The sequence below is a fragment of the Ruegeria sp. CDSB113 genome (genome assembly GCF_059611045.1).
This window is the reverse complement of sequence record NZ_JBXWOU010000002.1, coordinates 227,895-244,749: the sequence shown is the minus strand read 5'-3', so window position 1 is coordinate 244,749 and position 16,855 is coordinate 227,895. Positions and strand designations below refer to the sequence as shown.

Below are 16,855 nucleotides of genomic sequence, written 5' to 3'. Positions count from 1 at the left end.
GGGCCATTCTTTACCCATATAGAGACCAACCGCGATACCGGAGTAAAGCCATGCAAACCCGTAACAAGATTCTTGATGACGTTTCCCAACTGATGACCAACGCCATGGGCGTGGCCCAAGGCGCGAAGGACGAGGCCGAAAACGCGATGAAGTCGATGATCGACCGCTGGCTGGCCGACCGCGATTTCGTCACGCGCGAAGAATTTGATGCTGTGCGCGCCATGGCCCAGAAAGCGCGCGAAGAAAACGCAGCGCTTGAGGCACGCCTTGAGGCGCTTGAAGCCAAGCTGGACAAATAAGTTCCGCACACTCGAGATTTTGAAAAAAGAAATCCGCCGCGCAATCCACGCTGGGATTGTGCGGTGTTGTGTATTCTGACGTCTTGCCAAATTTAATCAAGACAAAGCTGGCTGTGATACCAATATTTTGATCGCCGTTGCCGACTGTCCACAACTTATTGATGTTATCCCCAACAAATAGGGTTGCCAGAACCCTGCCAGCGGCGCACCATATCTAGTACAGGCAGACGGGGGAAGCCCGGCTTGTAGAGCAAGCAACTAGCGCTGGGGCGCTGCCAGCCCCTAAAAGGCTAGAGATTAGTGAGGTGGCATTATGGCCCTTTCCGAACAGTTTCTCGAAGAAGACCTTCATCCAATCGACATTGTTGAACATCTTGCCGAACACCACGACTGGGATTTCGACCGGATCGGGGATGATCAGATTGCCATGGCTGTCGAAGGCCAGTGGCGCACCTATTCGATCACCTTGGCCTGGTCCAACTATGACGAAACGCTCCGCATGGTGTGTTCTTTCGAAATGGAACCGCCTTCCGAGCGCGAGAACGTGCTTTATGAACTGCTCAACAAGATGAATGATCAGTGCTGGGCCGGTGCATTTACGTATTGGGCCAATCAAAAGCTGATGGTCTACCGATACGGTTTGGTTCTTGCGGGTGGCCAGATGGCCAGCCCGGAGCAGATCGACACGATGATCACCGCGGCGGTTCTGAGCGCCGAGCGCTATTACCCCGCGATCCAACTGGTCACCTGGGGCAACCGCGATCCCGAGGATGCCATGCAGGTCGCCATTGCAGAGGCCTACGGCCGCGCGTAAAGATTTGCCCCAAACCGGATAAGGAGAGGGGCAATCATGGACATGTCACGCGTCGCCGAGCAGGGGCTGGTTCTTCTGGGGTGCGGCAAGATGGGTTCGGCCATGCTCGCCGGTTGGCTGGAGCATGGCCTTCCTGCGTCAGCCGTCTGGGTGATCGACCCGTATCCTTCGGATTGGCTGAAGGCGCAGGGCGTCAATATCAACACTCCATTACCCGAGGCCCCGGCGGTCGTTTTGGTGGCCGTCAAGCCGCAGATGATGGGTGAGGCGCTGCCAGCGATCAAAGCACTGGGCGGAGGCGGCAGCCTGTTTGTGTCAGTCGCAGCGGGCACATCGATCGCTACCTTTGAAGCTTTGTTGGGTGAAGGCACCCCAATCGTGCGGGCGATGCCAAACACACCGGCGGCGATCCGGCAGGGGATCACAGCATTGATCGGCAATTCAAACGCCTCAGACGCCGATATAGCCCTAACGGAAAACCTACTATCCGCAATTGGCGACACAGTTCGCCTTGAGAATGAGGCGCAGATGGACGCGGTGACCGGGCTGAGCGGTTCGGGTCCGGCTTACGTTTTCCACCTGATCGAAACGCTGGCAGCGGCAGGACAAGCACAGGGCTTGCCGCATGATCTGGCGATGAAGCTGGCCAAATCGACCGTGGCCGGGGCAGGGGCTTTGGCCATGGCGGCCGAGGAAGACCCCTCGCAATTGCGCGTTAACGTGACGTCGCCCAACGGTACGACGCAAGCCGCGCTTGAAGTGCTGATGCATGAGGAAGAAGGTTTCCCCGACCTGCTGCACCGCGCCGTCAAGGCCGCAACCGAGCGTTCCAAGGAGCTGTCCCGTGAGTGAGATTTCATTCGATGATTTTCTGAAGGTCGACATCCGGGTCGGTAAGGTCGTCCGCGCCGAGCCTTACCCAGAGGCCCGGAAGCCCGCGATCAAGATGTGGATCGATTTTGGTGACGAAATTGGCGAGCGCAGAACCTCGGCCCAGATAACGGCGCATTACGATCCGGAGACGCTGGTGGGCAAGCAGGTGATGGCCGTTGTCAATTTCCCGCCGCGCCAGATCGGCAAGTTCATGTCCGAGGTTCTGGTGCTGGGCCTGCCCGACGACAAGGGCGAGATCGTTCTGATAGGTCCAGATGGCGAGGTTCCAACCGGCGGACGGATGCACTGATGAAACTTTTGATAGCACGCCCCATGACCGCCGCTGTCGAGGCGCGCGCCCGCGCCGAATTCGACGTCGAGATCCGCAGCAGCACGTTGCCAATGTCGCCCGACGAAATGCGGCGCGCATTGGCTGAATTTGATGTGGTCGTGCCCACCCTGGGCGATCAGTTTTCGGCCACAATTTTCTCCGAAGTGCCGCAACCGCGTTGCAAACTGCTGGCCAATTTCGGTGTAGGGTACAATCATATCGACGTCGCTGCCGCGCAGGCCTCAGGGGTTCAGGTCACTAACACCCCCGGTGCGGTTACCGATGCCACTGCTGACATCGCGATGACCTTGCTGTTGTCGTCCGCGCGCCGCGCGGGCGAGGGGGAACGGCTGGTCCGTTCGGGCAACTGGCAAGGCTGGCATCCGACGCAAATGCTGGGTCATCATGTGACCGGAAAACGCGTTGGGATCGTCGGGATGGGCCGTATTGGCCAAGCGATTGCGTGGCGTTGCCATTTCGGTTTCGGGATGGACGTGGCGTATCAGTCGCGCAGCCCGAAAGAGGTGGAATTTCCCGCAGAAAACATACCGGACCTGAAAGAACTGGCCGCTGCGGTCGATTTCCTGGTACTCGCCGTGCCCGGCGGTGCGGAAACGCGCCACCTGATCAATGCGCCGGTGCTGGAGGCGATGAAACCTTCGGGCATCCTGATCAACATCGCGCGCGGAGAAGTTGTGGACGAATCCTCCCTGATCGCTGCCCTGCAATCCGGTCAGATCGCAGGCGCCGGCCTTGATGTGTATGAGTTCGAACCCACCGTTCCGCAGGCCCTGCGCGATATGGAGAATGTGACGATACTGCCCCATCTTGGCACCGCGACCGAAGAGGTGCGCACCGATATGGGGCATATAGCGCTGGACAACGTTACTGCTTTCGTCGCGGGGCGATCTTTGCCGAACCCGGTCTAGCGCCCGACGGCCTCGCGCCAGTGTTTGCGGCACAGCGAAACATAAGTTTCATTGCCGCCGATCTGCACCTGCGCGCCCTCGGTGATGGCGTTGCCGTTTTCGTCTTGACGGATGACCATCGTCGCCTTGCGGCCGCATTCGCAAATGGTCCGCACTTCGCGCATCTCGTCTGCCAATGCCAGCAAGGCAGCGGAGCCGGGAAACAGGCAGCCCTGAAAATCCACGCGCAAGCCATAGGCAAGGACAGGCACCCGCAGGTCATCCACTGCACGGGCCAATTGCCAGACTTGCTCTTCGGTCAAAAATTGCGCCTCATCAATAAAAACGCAGGTGATGTTCCCTTTTTTCAGGCGCTGTTCAATCATCGAAAAAACGTCGGTTCCGGCGGCGAACGTGTCCGCATCAGCCGATATGCCGATCCGCGACGCAATCCTGCCAACACCGGCCCGGCCATCAAGGGCCGCGGTCATCAAATAGGTGTCCATCCCCCTCTCACGGTAATTGTGCGAGGCTTGTAGTAACACGGTCGATTTTCCCGCGTTCATCGTCGAATAATTGAAGTATAACTTTGCCATGGATCGGGTCTAAAACGCCTGTCCTGTTCGGGCAAGCCATCAAAAGTCATTAATAAGCGACGTCGCCGTCATTGTTGCAGAGGTCGAGCGTAAGCCCATTGGGGATGGAATCCCCCGCCTCAACAACAGCGACGCCGTCGGCCAACATGTGGCCTAACCGTAGCGGGACAAGAATACCGACCCGCAATCACTCATTACCGGCATTAAATGCCGCCACTCACTCACAAAACCCCCGCATATCTGAGGGATAGCCAACATATGACATTTCAATTATGAATCGAGTATGGGAATTTTCTTTTCCCTTTCCCCCGCAATGGCAGATTTAGTGGGGCGTGCAGGCAGTAAAGGTAAAAACATGGCAGATATCGGGGCCTACCTGAAGAAACACACTGAAGCGCTGGTTAAAGACGTGGGAATCGAATCCGCGTGTGAGATTACAGGCAAATCCAAAGCCACGTTGGGCCGTTATTATTCTGACAATGTCGAACATACCGATCGGTTCATGCCGGTCGATGCGGTGGCGCGGCTTGAGGCAGTGGCAAACTTCCCTCACGTCACCTCGGCGCTGGCCGATCTGAAGAACATCACCCTGTCCTATGACGGGCGCAACGACGACAGCCCCCGTACTGGCGGAGTGAATTCGGACGTCATCGCGCTGAGCCAGCGGTTTGCGATGCTAATGACCGAGTATCAGTCGGCAATCGAGGACGGCATCATCACGGTGAACGAAGCCAAGCGCCTTCTGAGGGAAACCAGCCAGCTGCAACAAGTTCTGCTGGATATGAAGCTGCATCTGGAAGAGGAAAGCGTAAGCTGACGGCGGTTTGCTTTCTTTTCGCTACGGTCAATAGCCTCTCGCATGGGGATCAGGCGACAAGCTATGTTCAATTTCCATACGCCCAAGCTTCCTGACCCTCTGAATCTTGACCTTGCCTTGCTAAACGGCGGCGGGTCATGTCCGAGCCAGTTCTATGGTCAAACCCATGACGAACGAGATGTTTATGTTCGTTACCGAGGCGGCCGGCTGAGGGTTCAAATTGCCGAAAAGCCCGGTGCCGACCCCGCCAGCGCCGAACCGATTCTTGAGGCGGATGTTGGCCCGATCTTATACGGGACGATTTCGCTGAAGCAGTTCTGCCACTATTATGGTGTCACTGTTCAGGGTGTTCTACCCACGGAAACCAGCCCTGATGCAGACAGAAACACTGACTTGTCCGGCGAAGCAACTTACTTTCGAGTTTACTTGGATCGGATCACGCTCGAAACGTCTCGGGTAATTTTGAAGGTCTGTACGCAGGCTTTTCCAAATGCGATGTTGGTGCGTCCGGTCTTGGATGAAAAGTTCAAGCTGAAAGAGTTGGCCGAAGTGACCGCGGACGTGACCGATGACGCTGTCTGGCTAATTGATGGCGCAATGAGCGTTGCTGACATCAAAACAAGTCCCGGCCGCTACGTTTTGCCAAAAGAGGGGCAACTCCAGATCTATTTGGGATTCGAACTTTGGAAATGGCCCCGCCCCCGGAACTCGAGCAGAGGCTGTGAACTTGCCTCTCAGGATCTGGGACGAAAGCTGATTGTCGCTAGTTTAAGGGGAATGCCCAAAGATGAAGAAGTGGCGTTTTCCAGATTTCATATTTCGACACAATTCCCGACGTCGGATATTGCGGCACGGGCCGGGTTGTCCGCACTAGGTGATGCGCTGAAAGCGGTATTGCCCGAAGCTGGTTTAAAGCAGGTCAATTTGGACACGGATCAGGTTGTAGCGACGTTCACTCGGCCACTAGACCCAGCCTTGTACCAATGGTGTAAGTCAGGGCCGAACCGTTGGTTGGAAGTAACACGCGAGAGCCGCGACGGCCCTTGGCTTGGTGTTTGCCCCGAGTGATCTCGGCATATCACCCGTGGCGCTTAACAATCACCGATCCAACTGAATACCCCGCGCCGAAGGAACAGATCAGGCCGACATCTCCATCTGACAGATCATCCGAATACTTGGAAAACGCGATGATGGACCCGGCCGAGGAGGTGTTGGCATAATCCTGCAGGATGTTGGGCTGTTCGCTTGCTTCAGGCTCGCGGCCCAGCACTTTCTTACCAATGAAATCGTTCATCGTTTTGTTGGCCTGATGCAGCCACAGGCGTTTCAGGTCATCGCTGTTCACGCCTTCCGCGTCCATGTGATCCGAGATGTGCTTGCTGACCATCGGCAGCACTTCTTTGAAGACTTTGCGCCCGTTCTGCATGAACTGCATGTCACGTCGATCGACCACCCCGTCAGGGCGAGAGCGGCGCAGGAAGCCGTTGTTATTGCGGATATTGTTCGAGAATTCGGTCGCGCAGCGTGTCGACAAAATCTCGAAATGCGGACCCTTCGCGTCTTCGACCCGTTCGATCAAAGTGGCGGTGGCCACGTCGCCAAAGATGAAATGACAATCGCGGTCGCGCCATTCCAGATGGCCTGAACAAATCTCGGGGTTCACCACCAATGCGGCACGGACCGAGCCGGAGCGAACCATGTCTGCGGCGGCCTGAATCCCGAAAGTGGCCGAAGAACAGGCGACGTTCATATCAAACCCGAACCCGTTGATTCCAAGCGCTTGCTGGATTTCGATCGCGACGGCGGGATAGGCGCGTTCGTGGTTAGACGCGGCGCAGATCACCAGATCGACGTCCTCGGCGCTGCGCCCGGCCTGTTCCAGTGCCTTTTTACATGCGTCCACGGCCATCTCGGTCATGATGCCCGGTTCGTCATCGCCACGTTGACGCAACAAGGGATGCATCACGTCAGGGTCCAGAACACCGTCCTTGTCCATCACATAGCGTTTCTCGATGCCCGAGGCCTTGAAGATGAATTCTTCTGACGAATGCTGCATCGGCTCAATCTCACCCGCCGCGATTGCGTCTGCGTTTTGGGCGTTCATCTTGTCGGCATAGGCGTTGAAGGCCGTGACAAGTTCGGCGTTGGTGATGACGTTTTCGGGGGTGAAAACACCTGAGCCGGTGATCGCGGGCGTGTACATGATAAGACCTGAATGTTTCGGATTCGCCCAAAATGCAGTCATACAAGGGTTAGATCAAGAGACGTTGACCCAAGGGAATGTCAAAGTTTGCACTGAAATCCGCTTCACATCTTGAATAGTTCATATTTCGAAGTATATGCGAGGCCAAAGTTACAAACGGATTCACCGATGACCCATGACGACAGTGCGCTGGTCCGCGGCCTCAGCCCCGAAGTGCAGGCGATGATGGGGGTCTATGCGCTCTACTGGAAACTGGAAGAAAGCCTAGACGCACTAGAGGTCGGGCTAAGCCATCAGGAATGCCATATGATGGTCAAGCTTGAGCGACCCAAACGCATGGGCGTTTTGGCTGCAGACATGCTGACGGTGCCGTCCACCATCACGTCAACCGCTGACGCGCTAGAAGAGGCAGGATACCTGACCCGCCAGCGCGATCCGGAGGACCGTCGGGCGTGGTTGTTGGTTCTGACGGACAAGGGGCTTGAGATGCGACAGGTGCTGATGTCCGAAGCGGGGGATCTGTTCCGCCGAGCCTCTGGTCTGGATGCTGACGAAACTGCCGAATTTGCACGACTGGCCCGGAAGATCCGGGAAAACATAATGAAAACAGGAATTCCTGAGGGATTGAAGAAATGAAACTCTTCACTGTACTGAGCGTCGCTCTGACCGTGTTTGCCACCTCTGTTTTGGCGCAGGATAGCGCCAAACCCGTAAAACTAATGATGGTCCAAGAGACATCACCCGGTTTTTCGCGCCAGTTTTTTGGACGCGTCGCTGCGCGACAGACGGTCGATCTGGCCTTCCAGGTTTCCGGGCAAATCGTCGAAATGCCGGTAACCGAGGGGTTCGTGATACCCAAGGGCGAGCTGATCGCACAATTGGATCAGGAACCATTCCAGCGCCGCTATGACCGCGCTGTCCTGCAAAAGGATCAGGCAGATCGTACCGTCGCCCGCCTTTCCCGTCTGCGCGGAACCACAGCCAGTCAGGTGGCAGTGGATGACGCGGAAACCGAAGCGCAACTGGCGGATATCGCCGTCCGCGATGCAGAATACGATCTGGAACATGCAACACTGACCGCGCCGTTTGACGCGCTGGTCTCGCGCCGAACGGTCGAGGCTTTCACGACCGTAAACGCAGGGGCGCCCATCGTGCGTATCCACGATATGTCCGAATTGCGGATCGAAGTAGATGTTCCGGAAATCCTGTTCCAACGATCGGGTCAGGAAGATGACATTGCGATTGCGGCGAAGTTTCCAACCAGCGACGAGGTCTTCCCTCTGCAGATCCGGGAATTTGACGCCGAAACCTCGAGCGTGGGTCAGACTTTCCGCATCCAATTTGGCCTCACGCCACCTGAAGGATTGCAGATTTTGCCGGGTTCGTCAGTGACCGTGAATGTGAAGGTCCAGGACGCCCGGACAGGTATCGTTGTGCCTGCAACGGCCATCATTTCGGACGCAGAGGGCGGTCTGGGCGTCATGGTGTTTTCACCGGTTGGGGCCGATGAAGGCGCCGTCCAGCTTGTGCCGGTTACCATCGAGCCCACACAGACCGGCGAAGTCCGCGTTTTGACCGGGTTGAACGATGGCGATGAGATCGTCGTCGCGGGTGGCAGCACCTTGACAGATGGCCAAGCCGTTCGCCGCTTTGCTGGCTTTGCGAACTGAAGGGCGGATCGATGAACATTGCGCGCGCATCCATTGACCGCCCGATCTATACGTGGCTGATAATCCTGATAGCCCTGTTTGGTGGCGTCTGGGGTTTCCTCTCGTTGGGACGTCTGGAAGATCCGGCCTTTACCATCAAAAACGCGGTCATCGTGACCCAATATCCCGGTGCAACCGCTGAACAGGTGGCGCTGGAGGTATCCGAGCCACTAGAATCCGCCATCCAGCAAATGGGTGAGGTTGATACGATCACATCCGTGAACCAGCCCGGTCTTTCGCTGATCGAGGTTGAGATCCAATCAACATATGACGGAACCGAATTACCTGAAATCTGGACCAAGCTGCGCGCCAAAGTGCGTGATACGGCCCGCAGTCTGCCCTCCGGTGTGCAGGCACCGCTGGTCAATGACAGGTTCGGCGACGTGTTCGGGCTGTTTTATGCGGTAACGGCTGATGGGTTTTCAGACGCTGAAAAACACGAACTGTCGACCTATTTGCGGCGCGAATTGCTGACCGTCGAAGGCGTCGCAGACGTAGAAGTGATGGGCCTGCCGCAAGAAGCGATCTTTGTAGAGCCCGATCTGGCCATCTCGGTGAACCAGAATGTGCCACTGCAGTCCCTCAACGAGGCCATTGCCAATGCGGATTCGGTGAACGCTTCGGGCTCGGTCCGCTCAGAGAATGACCGCACGACCATCCTTACTGCCGAAGGGTCGGACAGTGTCTCAGCGATTGCGGGATTGTCGGTAGGCTCGCAAGGGCAGGTGATCAACCTGTTTGATATGTCCGACGTGTATCGTGGTCGCCAGACCGACCCCGAGGTGATGATCCGGTTCAACGGGACCGAAGCTTTCACATTGGGCATTGCGGGTCTGTCTACCGAAAACATTGTCGAGGTCGGCAAACGCGCTGATGCAAAACTCGCCGAGCTGGACTCGCAAATCCCGTTTGGCGTCGAAATCCTGCCGATCTACCAACAGCACGTGGTGGTCGAGCAGGCCTCGAATGACTTTCTGGTAAATCTCGCCATGTCCGTGACCATTGTGGTCATCGTACTCGCGGTGTTTATGGGATGGCGCGCGGCGGTTGTTGTTGGCTCAACCCTGTTGCTGACCGTGGTGGGAACGCTGCTGTTCATGTCGATGTTCTCAATCGAGATGGAGAGGATCTCGTTGGGTGCGCTGATTATCGCGATGGGTATGTTGGTGGATAACGCCATCGTTGTGGCTGAGGGCATGCAGATTGCGATGCTGCGCGGGAAAAACTCGCGCGATGCCGCGGATGAGGCTGCCTCCAAGACGCAAATCCCGTTGTTGGGCGCGACCGTCATCGGGATCATGGCCTTTGCAGGGATCGGTCTTAGCCCCGATGCGACGGGCGAGTTCCTGTTCTCTCTGTTTGCGGTGATCGGTATTTCACTGCTGCTGAGCTGGGTGCTGGCTCTGACGGTGACACCAATGCTGGGCCACTATTTCTTCAAGCAGGGTGAGGCAGGCGCTGTGGATGCCTATGGCGGGATCATGTTCCGTGTCTACGGCAGCATCCTGCGCTGGGCGCTCCGGTTCCGCTGGCTGGTTGTTGCCGGTTTGATTGGCGTCACTGTTGCCTGTTTCGCCGGGTTTGGACTGGTCAAACAGCAGTTCTTCCCGGATTCGAACACGCCGCTGTTCTTCGTGCACTACAAACTGCCGCAAGGTACGCCCATCGCGCGAACGGCCGAGGATATGGCTGTATTCGAAGAATGGCTGGACAAACGCGACGATGTCGTTGCCGTAACCACATTTGTTGGGCAGGGGGCAACCCGGTTTCTACTGACCTATTCGGCAGAGAAACCGAACCCCAGCTATGGCCACATGATCATCCGTACCGAAACTCTGGATGACATTCCCGCATTGCAGGCTGATCTAGAGGCGTTTGGCTCGGCTCAATTCCCCGAAGGTGAGTTCCGCACCAAGCGTCTGATCTTTGGCCCCGGCGGCGGTGATCCGATCCAGGCCCGGTTCTCGGGTAGTGACCCAGCCGTTCTGCGGCAGCTTGCGGACGAGGCGATTCAGCGGATGCGCGGTGCGTCCGAGAACGCTTTGCATGTCTATCAGGACTGGCGTGAGAAAGAACTGGCGGTTCAGCCTATCTATGCCACAGAACGAGCGCAGACTGCCGGTGTCACCCGTGAAGATATCGCCGGAACGCTGCAATTTTCGACCGATGGCATCAGGGCGGGTGTCTTCCGGGAACGCGACCGTTTGATCCCGATCATCATCCGCCGCCCTGCGGACGGAGATTACTCGATCGTCGATCAGGTCGTGTACTCGGATCAGTCCGAAAAGTTTGTGCCAATCGAACAGATGGTCGACGGGTTCGAGTACAAATCGCTCAACACGCTGGTTCATCGTCGTGACCGGGTGCTGACCATTACCGTCGGCGCCGAAATTCCGGCGGGTCTGACGGCGGCTCAGGTCCACTCGGAAGTGCGCGCTGCCATCGAAGAGATGGAACTGCCCGCAGGGTATCGCATGGAGTGGGGTGGCGAGTTCGAAAACGCCGGTGACGCCAACGAAAGCCTGGGCCGTCAGTTGCCGGTCAGCCTGCTGATCATGGTGCTGATTTCGGTGCTGATTTTTAACGCCATCCGTCAGCCGATTATCATCTGGTTGCTGGTGCCGATGTCCGTGAATGGCGTAGTCATTGGGCTGCTGGGCACGGGTCTGCCGTTCACATTCACGGCGCTGCTGGGTCTGCTCAGCCTGTCGGGAATGCTGATCAAGAACGGAATTGTTCTGGTCGAGGAAATCGATCTGGTCCGCGAAACCGGCAAAGGTCTGCGCGAGTCGATCATCGAGGCTTCGGTCTCACGTCTGCGCCCAGTGATGCTGGCCGCGATCACCACTATTCTGGGCATGGCGCCATTGCTGACGGATGCGTTCTTCAAGTCCATGGCAGTAACGATTATGGGCGGCCTGGCCTTCGCGACAATCCTGACGATGGTCGCAGCGCCCGTCTTCTACATGATCTTCTTCGCGCGGGACGAAAGGCGCGAGATGAAAGCAGCCGCTGGTTAACCGCTCAGATCATGGTTGAAACACCCGGCCGGAGTTTTAACCGGCCGGGTTTTTCGACCAATTGACACGGTCTAAGGCCGCCTGCGTTTCAGGGGCCATGTCATAGTTGGATCGGGCATTAGTGTCATAACTTCGCCAAGCGCTCGACGTGATTCCCTTGCAATGCCAGATGCCATTGGATTTTGGGGTGATCAGACTGCCTCGTGACTTCAACAGCCCGATTGTGTGGACGTGCCATGACGTAAACCAAAGCGGACCAGAGGGCGCAATACAGTATTTGGCTCTGCACAGTTTGTCGTCCGCCTTTTTGCGGATGTGATCGGAATGTCGAAAATTTTCGGTGCAACCTGCATCCGGATACCGCCATTCCACACCCAGGCGGACAAACCCGGTTGGCCGCTTTTGGGTGAGGTCAAAAATTGAACCGCTTTTGCACCAGACCAGTTCATCAATATCACATTGCAGAACTGCGCGAGCGCCCGAAAGAAACCGCAAGCGCGCGATGTTCAGCAGCGAAGTCTGCAGAAACATCGTATTGTAACGGTTTTTGCCCTTTCTGTTTTGCGAAACAACACCGTACCTGAAAGGCGCGGACAGCACCGTTGGGTTATGGATTCCACCCCGCCTCAGCGCCTCGCGGATGTCGTCCAGCCCATACCGAGTTGAGGCATTGTCGAAGAACAGCATCTGCTCCAGCCCATGCATCTGACAATGGTAACGGGCAAAATCTTCAATCCAGGTCAGGTCGTTGTCACGTGACAAGGTTACGGCCACGTTTTTCCCAGTGTGAGGGGCTGAATCTTGCTGGACCGAATTCACCGGGGACTCGACACTTGAACCGCCCCATTCGAACCTAAGGGTTTGTGGCTTCTTTGATGCCCGGATGATCAATGCATCATAGAATTCATGGGACTTCAGGCGGGGTTTTCCGACTTTGTCTTCATCCAGGTAAAACTGGCCTTCTCGGATCAAGTGGTACAGGCCGAACAGTTTGGGACAAAAAACCACCAGGCTGCCTCGGTCCCAAAATGCATCGTACCAGAACGTGTCATAGTCGTACACGTGCTCGGTATAGTCCGGGCCAACATGGCCCGGTTTCATTTCGCGGCTTAGCCCAAGTTCCGTCAGGCTGCTGGAGGCAAAAACCGGATAGTGCTCTTGTGTCAATGTCGTTGCCTTATCCTTGCTGGCAATTTCAAATGGTTGCCGCCAACTTACATGCGCCTGGATCGCGAGATCTCCGGTATTTTTTGCGCTGGGTTCAGTCTCCCGGATCCCTTGCCGGGTCATAGTGATAATGAAAACAGGACAGTTTGTTCCCGTCAGGGTCACGCAGATAAGTGACATAGAAATCAGGAGCGTAATAGTCCCTAGTGCCCGGGGCGCCGGCGTCTGTGCCGCCATGCTCCAACCCCGCGGTGTGAAATTGTCTGACCGTTGCGGCGCTTTGCGTAGGAAATGCGATCATCGTCCCGTTGCTCACCTTTGAAGGGTTCCCGTCAAAGGGCGTGCATATCCAGAACCCGGTCCCATCGTCTGGTTCGGTTCCCCAACCCGCGCGATCATTGGTCCATCCCGGAAGGCGTGGCAGTTCCAGGACAGAAAAGATCGCGTCATAGAACGTAATGGCCCGCGACAGGTCATTTGTTCCATATGTGGCGTAAAGGCGCACGGCTTCCCCCGATTTCGGGACAGTGTCACACGTCTTTTATATCGGAGGGTTTCAGAAAAATAGCACTGAAAGCTGTTTTAGATCAACGGGACCAAGGGTACATCACACGCTGCAAGCGTCATCATTGCGGCGAAAACCATAAACCTGCGCATTTGTTTTTTCCTTCTGCTCAATCACAGAAAAGATGCGCGCCCGGCGACATAAGGTCAACGGGCGCGCGAAACGGTCGGTCGTGTAAGCAGGTTAAGGCCGATCAGCCCTGCAGCGATCTAACCTCGACATCACCCTCGGCCTGCGCCTTGATTGCCAACGCGGCGGCGTGGCTTGCGGCAGCTGTCGTGTAGTACGGGATCTTGTCATACAGAGCGATGGATCGGATGGCTTTGCTGTCCTCAACCGCTTGCGCACCTTCGGTGGTGTTCATCAACAGCTGAACCTGGCCGTCTTTCAACATATCGACCACGTCCGGGCGGCCCTCATAGACCTTGTTGACGATCTCACAGGCAACGCCCTGCTCGGCCAGCCAGCTTTGTGTGCCACGGGTCGCGACGAGCGAGAAGCCTTGTTCCAGCAGAACCTGAGCGGCTTCAAGCATGGCCGCACCCTTGTCCGCGTCCTTGATCGAGATAAACGCGCGACCCGAGGAAGGCAGAACCATGCCTGCCCCCATCTGCGCCTTGAGGAAGGCACGTGGGAAGTCGCGGTCCCAGCCCATGACCTCGCCGGTGGAACGCATTTCCGGGCCCAAAATGGTGTCAACGCCGGGGAAGCGGGCAAAAGGCAAAACAGCCTCTTTCACCGAGAACCACGGCATGTCCGGATCGGCCAGCGTCATCTGGTCGGCAATCTTGGTGTCCTGACCTTCCTTATACGCGGGGCGCATGGGGAAGTTCGACAGTTTCTCACCTGCCATGACGCGCGCTGCAATCGAAGCAATCGCACTGTCGGTCGCCTTGGCCACAAACGGTACTGTCCGCGAGGCGCGCGGGTTCACTTCGATCAGGTAAATCGCATCGTCCTTGATCGCGAACTGCACATTCATCAGGCCGACAACGTTCAGCGCTTTGGCTAACTTGAACGTCTGACCCTTGATCTGATCGATAATCTCTGCCGATAGCGAGTAGGGCGGCAGCGAACAGGCCGAGTCGCCGGAATGCACACCGGCCTCTTCGATATGCTGCATGATGCCCGCAACATGCACGTCGGTGCCGTCGCACAGCGCGTCCACGTCCAGCTCAACCGCGCCCGCCAAGTAGCTGTCCAGCAGCACAGGGCTGTCGCCGGAGACGACCACAGCCTCGTTGATGTAGCGTCTCAGTTGGTCCATGTCGCGCACGATTTCCATCGCACGACCGCCCAGAACGTAAGAGGGGCGGATCACCAGCGGAAAACCGATCTCTTCAGCAATATCCAGCGCCTGCGCGTCGGTTGATGCGATGCCGTTTCTGGGCTGTTTCAGGCCCAGATCATTGACCAGCGCCTGAAAGCGTTCACGGTCTTCGGCCAGATCGATGGCATCCGGAGTGGTGCCCAGAATCGGAATGCCTTCGGCTTCCAGCGCGTTGGCCAGTTTCAGGGGCGTCTGACCGCCGTACTGAACGATCACGCCGTGCAGTGTTCCGTTTTCCTGTTCCTTTGTCAGGATTTCCATGACGTGTTCAAAAGTCAGCGGTTCAAAATACAGACGATCCGAGGTGTCGTAGTCGGTCGACACGGTCTCGGGATTGCAGTTGATCATGATGGTTTCATAACCAGCCTCGGTCAGCGCAAAACAGGCGTGGCAGCAGCAATAATCGAACTCGATGCCTTGACCGATCCGGTTCGGGCCACCGCCAAGGATGACGACTTTCTTGCGGTCAGACGGACGCGCCTCGCATTCAACGTCACCCATCATGGGCGCTTCGTAGGTCGAGTACATATAGGGCGTCTGCGCCTCGAACTCGGCGGCGCAGGTGTCGATGCGTTTGAACACGGCTGTAACGCCCAGATTGCGGCGCGCCCGGCGGACGTTGTCTTCGTCACGACCAGTCAGATTGCCCAAACGCGCGTCAGTAAAGCCCAGCATCTTGAGCTTACGGATGCCTTCCTCGGTCACTGGCAGGCCGTCTTTGCGTACTTGGCGTTCGGCTTCGATGATCTCGCGGATACGGGCAAGGAACCAAGGGTCGAACTTGGTGACGCCGAAGATCTCATCATCGGTCAACCCGTGACGCATGGCTTGCGCAATGGTGCGCAAGCGGTCAGGTGTCTGCTGGCTGATTGCCTTAATAACGGCGGCCTTGTCGTCGACTTCTTCCCAGACGCCAACGTTCAGGCCGGGGATTTCGATCTCATCAAACCCGGTCAGGCCTGATTCCATCGAGGCCAGCGCCTTTTGCATCGATTCGTGGATCGTGCGGCCGATGGACATCGCCTCACCTACCGATTTCATCGCGGTGGTCAGGTAGGGCTCGGAGCCGGGGAACTTCTCGAACGCGAATTTTGGGATCTTGGTGACAACATAGTCGATGGTCGGCTCAAAGCTGGCCGGGGTGACCTTGGTGATGTCGTTGTCCAGCTCGTCCAGCGTGTAGCCCACAGCCAGCTTGGCGGCGATCTTGGCAATCGGGAAACCGGTTGCCTTTGACGCCAGCGCCGAAGACCGCGATACGCGCGGGTTCATCTCGATCACGACCATCCGACCGTCGACCGGGTTGATCGCCCATTGCACGTTCGATCCGCCGGTCTCGACCCCGATCTCGCGCAGCACGGCAATCGAGTGATTGCGCATGACCTGGTATTCTTTGTCGGTCAGCGTCAGGGCCGGGGCAACGGTGATCGAGTCACCCGTGTGCACGCCCATTGGGTCGATGTTTTCGATGGAACAGACGATGATTGCATTGTCGGCGGTGTCGCGCACCACCTCCATCTCATATTCTTTCCAGCCCAAAAGGCTTTCATCGATCAGGATCTGGCCCACTGGCGAGGCATCCATGCCGGTCCGACAAATATGGATATAGTCTTCGCGGTTATACGCCACGCCGCCGCCTGTGCCGCCCAGCGTAAAGGCGGGGCGGATGATGGCGGGTAAGCCCACATTTTCAAGGGTTTCGAGGGCCAGCGCCACACCGGCGTCCAGGTCTTTCTTGCCGCGTTCGTTCTTAGGGGCAGTCACGATCTCGGCCTTGGGGTTTTCGATGCCCAGCCGGTCCATCGCCTCGCGGAACAGGGCGCGGTCTTCGGCCATTTCAATGGCGTCGCGCTTGGCACCGATCATCTCGACGCCAAACTTGTCCAGCACGCCCATCTCTTCCAGCGCGAGCGAGGTGTTCAGGCCGGTCTGCCCGCCCATGGTGGGCAGCAGCGCGTCGGGGCGTTCTTTTTCAATGATCTTGGCGACAACTTCTGGCGTGATCGGTTCGATATATGTCGCGTCGGCCAGCCCGGGGTCGGTCATGATCGTGGCGGGGTTTGAGTTCACCAGAATGACCCGGTATCCTTCTTCCCGTAGTGCCTTGCAGGCCTGAGCGCCGGAATAGTCGAACTCGCAAGCCTGACCAATAACAATGGGGCCCGCCCCGATGATCATGATCGACTGAATGTCGGTTCTTCTCGGCATGGCCACGTTCCTTCG

15 protein-coding genes are annotated in these 16,855 nt (G+C 57.1%); 10 read left to right on the top strand and 5 right to left on the bottom strand.

What is annotated here, in order from left to right; translation table 11 throughout:
* Positions 1 to 50 precede the first annotated feature (50 nt).
* From AC2FIS_RS05650 to AC2FIS_RS05630, 5 genes are all read left to right on the top strand, one after another.
* On the top strand, positions 51 to 299 hold the full coding sequence (locus AC2FIS_RS05650) for an accessory factor UbiK family protein (RefSeq protein WP_496772295.1): 249 nt from the start codon (positions 51 to 53) through the stop codon (positions 297 to 299).
* A 313-nt stretch (positions 300 to 612) separates the two neighbouring features.
* Complete coding sequence (locus tag AC2FIS_RS05645; protein ID WP_058275545.1) at positions 613 to 1,113, top strand: type III secretion system chaperone family protein; 501 nt, start codon at positions 613 to 615, stop codon at positions 1,111 to 1,113.
* A gap of 36 nt (positions 1,114 to 1,149) precedes the next feature.
* On the top strand, positions 1,150 to 1,965 hold the full coding sequence (gene proC / locus AC2FIS_RS05640) for a pyrroline-5-carboxylate reductase (protein ID WP_282151762.1): 816 nt from the start codon (positions 1,150 to 1,152) through the stop codon (positions 1,963 to 1,965).
* Complete coding sequence (locus tag AC2FIS_RS05635) at positions 1,958 to 2,296, top strand: tRNA-binding protein (RefSeq protein ID WP_282151761.1); 339 nt, start codon at positions 1,958 to 1,960, stop codon at positions 2,294 to 2,296. The genes proC and AC2FIS_RS05635 overlap by 8 nt, the downstream gene beginning before the upstream one ends.
* Complete coding sequence (locus AC2FIS_RS05630) at positions 2,296 to 3,246, top strand: 2-hydroxyacid dehydrogenase (RefSeq protein ID WP_496772294.1); 951 nt, start codon at positions 2,296 to 2,298, stop codon at positions 3,244 to 3,246. The genes AC2FIS_RS05635 and AC2FIS_RS05630 overlap by 1 nt, the downstream gene beginning before the upstream one ends.
* On the opposite strand, the gene AC2FIS_RS05625 is transcribed toward AC2FIS_RS05630, so the two are convergent.
* A complete protein-coding gene (locus tag AC2FIS_RS05625) occupies positions 3,243 to 3,821 on the bottom strand; it encodes a thymidine kinase (RefSeq protein ID WP_496772293.1) in 579 nt (192 codons plus the stop codon). The two genes, AC2FIS_RS05630 and AC2FIS_RS05625, sit on opposite strands and share 4 nt — an antisense overlap.
* Positions 3,822 to 4,176: 355 nt before the next feature.
* Here AC2FIS_RS05625 and AC2FIS_RS05620 point away from each other — a divergent pair, with 355 nt between their 5' ends.
* Both AC2FIS_RS05620 and AC2FIS_RS05615 read left to right on the top strand, forming a co-directional pair.
* The gene (locus tag AC2FIS_RS05620; protein ID WP_058275729.1) at positions 4,177 to 4,638 is read left to right on the top strand and encodes a hypothetical protein; all 462 of its coding nucleotides are present in this window, start codon (positions 4,177 to 4,179) and stop codon (positions 4,636 to 4,638) included.
* A gap of 63 nt (positions 4,639 to 4,701) precedes the next feature.
* Positions 4,702 to 5,706, top strand: coding sequence for a hypothetical protein (locus tag AC2FIS_RS05615; RefSeq protein ID WP_496772292.1), 1,005 nt, complete (start codon positions 4,702 to 4,704; stop codon positions 5,704 to 5,706).
* A 10-nt stretch (positions 5,707 to 5,716) separates the two neighbouring features.
* On the opposite strand, the gene AC2FIS_RS05610 is transcribed toward AC2FIS_RS05615, so the two are convergent.
* On the bottom strand, positions 5,717 to 6,841 hold the full coding sequence (locus tag AC2FIS_RS05610; RefSeq protein ID WP_496772529.1) for a beta-ketoacyl-ACP synthase III: 1,125 nt from the start codon (positions 6,839 to 6,841) through the stop codon (positions 5,717 to 5,719).
* 168 nt (positions 6,842 to 7,009) lie between these two features.
* Between AC2FIS_RS05610 and AC2FIS_RS05605 the strand changes: the two genes are divergently transcribed.
* From AC2FIS_RS05605 to AC2FIS_RS05595, 3 genes are read left to right on the top strand one after another with little or no spacing between them, the layout of a single operon-like run.
* Positions 7,010 to 7,477, top strand: a complete 468-nt coding sequence (locus AC2FIS_RS05605) for a MarR family winged helix-turn-helix transcriptional regulator (RefSeq protein WP_496772291.1) — start codon at positions 7,010 to 7,012, stop codon at positions 7,475 to 7,477.
* Positions 7,474 to 8,511 carry an efflux RND transporter periplasmic adaptor subunit gene (locus tag AC2FIS_RS05600; protein WP_496772290.1) on the top strand — a complete coding sequence of 346 codons (1,038 nt, stop codon included), beginning with the start codon at positions 7,474 to 7,476 and terminating at the stop codon, positions 8,509 to 8,511. Before AC2FIS_RS05605 ends, AC2FIS_RS05600 begins: the two co-directional genes overlap by 4 nt.
* 11 nt (positions 8,512 to 8,522) lie before the next feature.
* Complete coding sequence (locus AC2FIS_RS05595; RefSeq protein WP_496772288.1) at positions 8,523 to 11,570, top strand: efflux RND transporter permease subunit; 3,048 nt, start codon at positions 8,523 to 8,525, stop codon at positions 11,568 to 11,570.
* A gap of 36 nt (positions 11,571 to 11,606) precedes the next feature.
* On the opposite strand, the gene AC2FIS_RS05590 is transcribed toward AC2FIS_RS05595, so the two are convergent.
* The 3 genes from AC2FIS_RS05590 to carB form a co-directional block, all read right to left on the bottom strand.
* Positions 11,607 to 12,737, bottom strand: a complete 1,131-nt coding sequence (locus tag AC2FIS_RS05590) for a hypothetical protein (protein ID WP_472723147.1) — start codon at positions 12,735 to 12,737, stop codon at positions 11,607 to 11,609.
* Positions 12,738 to 12,831: 94 nt separating this feature from the next.
* On the bottom strand, positions 12,832 to 13,242 hold the full coding sequence (locus AC2FIS_RS05585) for a VOC family protein (protein WP_472723148.1): 411 nt from the start codon (positions 13,240 to 13,242) through the stop codon (positions 12,832 to 12,834).
* Positions 13,243 to 13,495: 253 nt separating this feature from the next.
* The gene (gene carB / locus AC2FIS_RS05580; protein ID WP_496772287.1) at positions 13,496 to 16,840 is read right to left on the bottom strand and encodes a carbamoyl-phosphate synthase large subunit; all 3,345 of its coding nucleotides are present in this window, start codon (positions 16,838 to 16,840) and stop codon (positions 13,496 to 13,498) included.
* Between the last annotated feature and the right edge of the window lie 15 nt (positions 16,841 to 16,855).

What these genes read in the sequence shown, in the direction of transcription:
- AC2FIS_RS05650 (WP_496772295.1), top strand. Translation starts at nt 51, where the DNA reads ATGCAAACCCGTAACAAGATTCTTGATGACGTTTCCCAACTGATGACC.
- AC2FIS_RS05645 (WP_058275545.1), top strand. Translation starts at nt 613, where the DNA reads ATGGCCCTTTCCGAACAGTTTCTCGAAGAAGACCTTCATCCAATCGAC.
- proC (WP_282151762.1), top strand. Translation starts at nt 1,150, where the DNA reads ATGGACATGTCACGCGTCGCCGAGCAGGGGCTGGTTCTTCTGGGGTGC.
- AC2FIS_RS05630 (WP_496772294.1), top strand. Translation starts at nt 2,296, where the DNA reads ATGAAACTTTTGATAGCACGCCCCATGACCGCCGCTGTCGAGGCGCGC.
- AC2FIS_RS05625 (WP_496772293.1), bottom strand. Translation starts at nt 3,821, where the DNA reads ATGGCAAAGTTATACTTCAATTATTCGACGATGAACGCGGGAAAATCG.
- AC2FIS_RS05620 (WP_058275729.1), top strand. Translation starts at nt 4,177, where the DNA reads ATGGCAGATATCGGGGCCTACCTGAAGAAACACACTGAAGCGCTGGTT.
- AC2FIS_RS05615 (WP_496772292.1), top strand. Translation starts at nt 4,702, where the DNA reads ATGTTCAATTTCCATACGCCCAAGCTTCCTGACCCTCTGAATCTTGAC.
- AC2FIS_RS05610 (WP_496772529.1), bottom strand. Translation starts at nt 6,841, where the DNA reads ATGTACACGCCCGCGATCACCGGCTCAGGTGTTTTCACCCCCGAAAAC.
- AC2FIS_RS05605 (WP_496772291.1), top strand. Translation starts at nt 7,010, where the DNA reads ATGACCCATGACGACAGTGCGCTGGTCCGCGGCCTCAGCCCCGAAGTG.
- AC2FIS_RS05600 (WP_496772290.1), top strand. Translation starts at nt 7,474, where the DNA reads ATGAAACTCTTCACTGTACTGAGCGTCGCTCTGACCGTGTTTGCCACC.
- AC2FIS_RS05595 (WP_496772288.1), top strand. Translation starts at nt 8,523, where the DNA reads ATGAACATTGCGCGCGCATCCATTGACCGCCCGATCTATACGTGGCTG.
- carB (WP_496772287.1), bottom strand. Translation starts at nt 16,840, where the DNA reads ATGCCGAGAAGAACCGACATTCAGTCGATCATGATCATCGGGGCGGGC.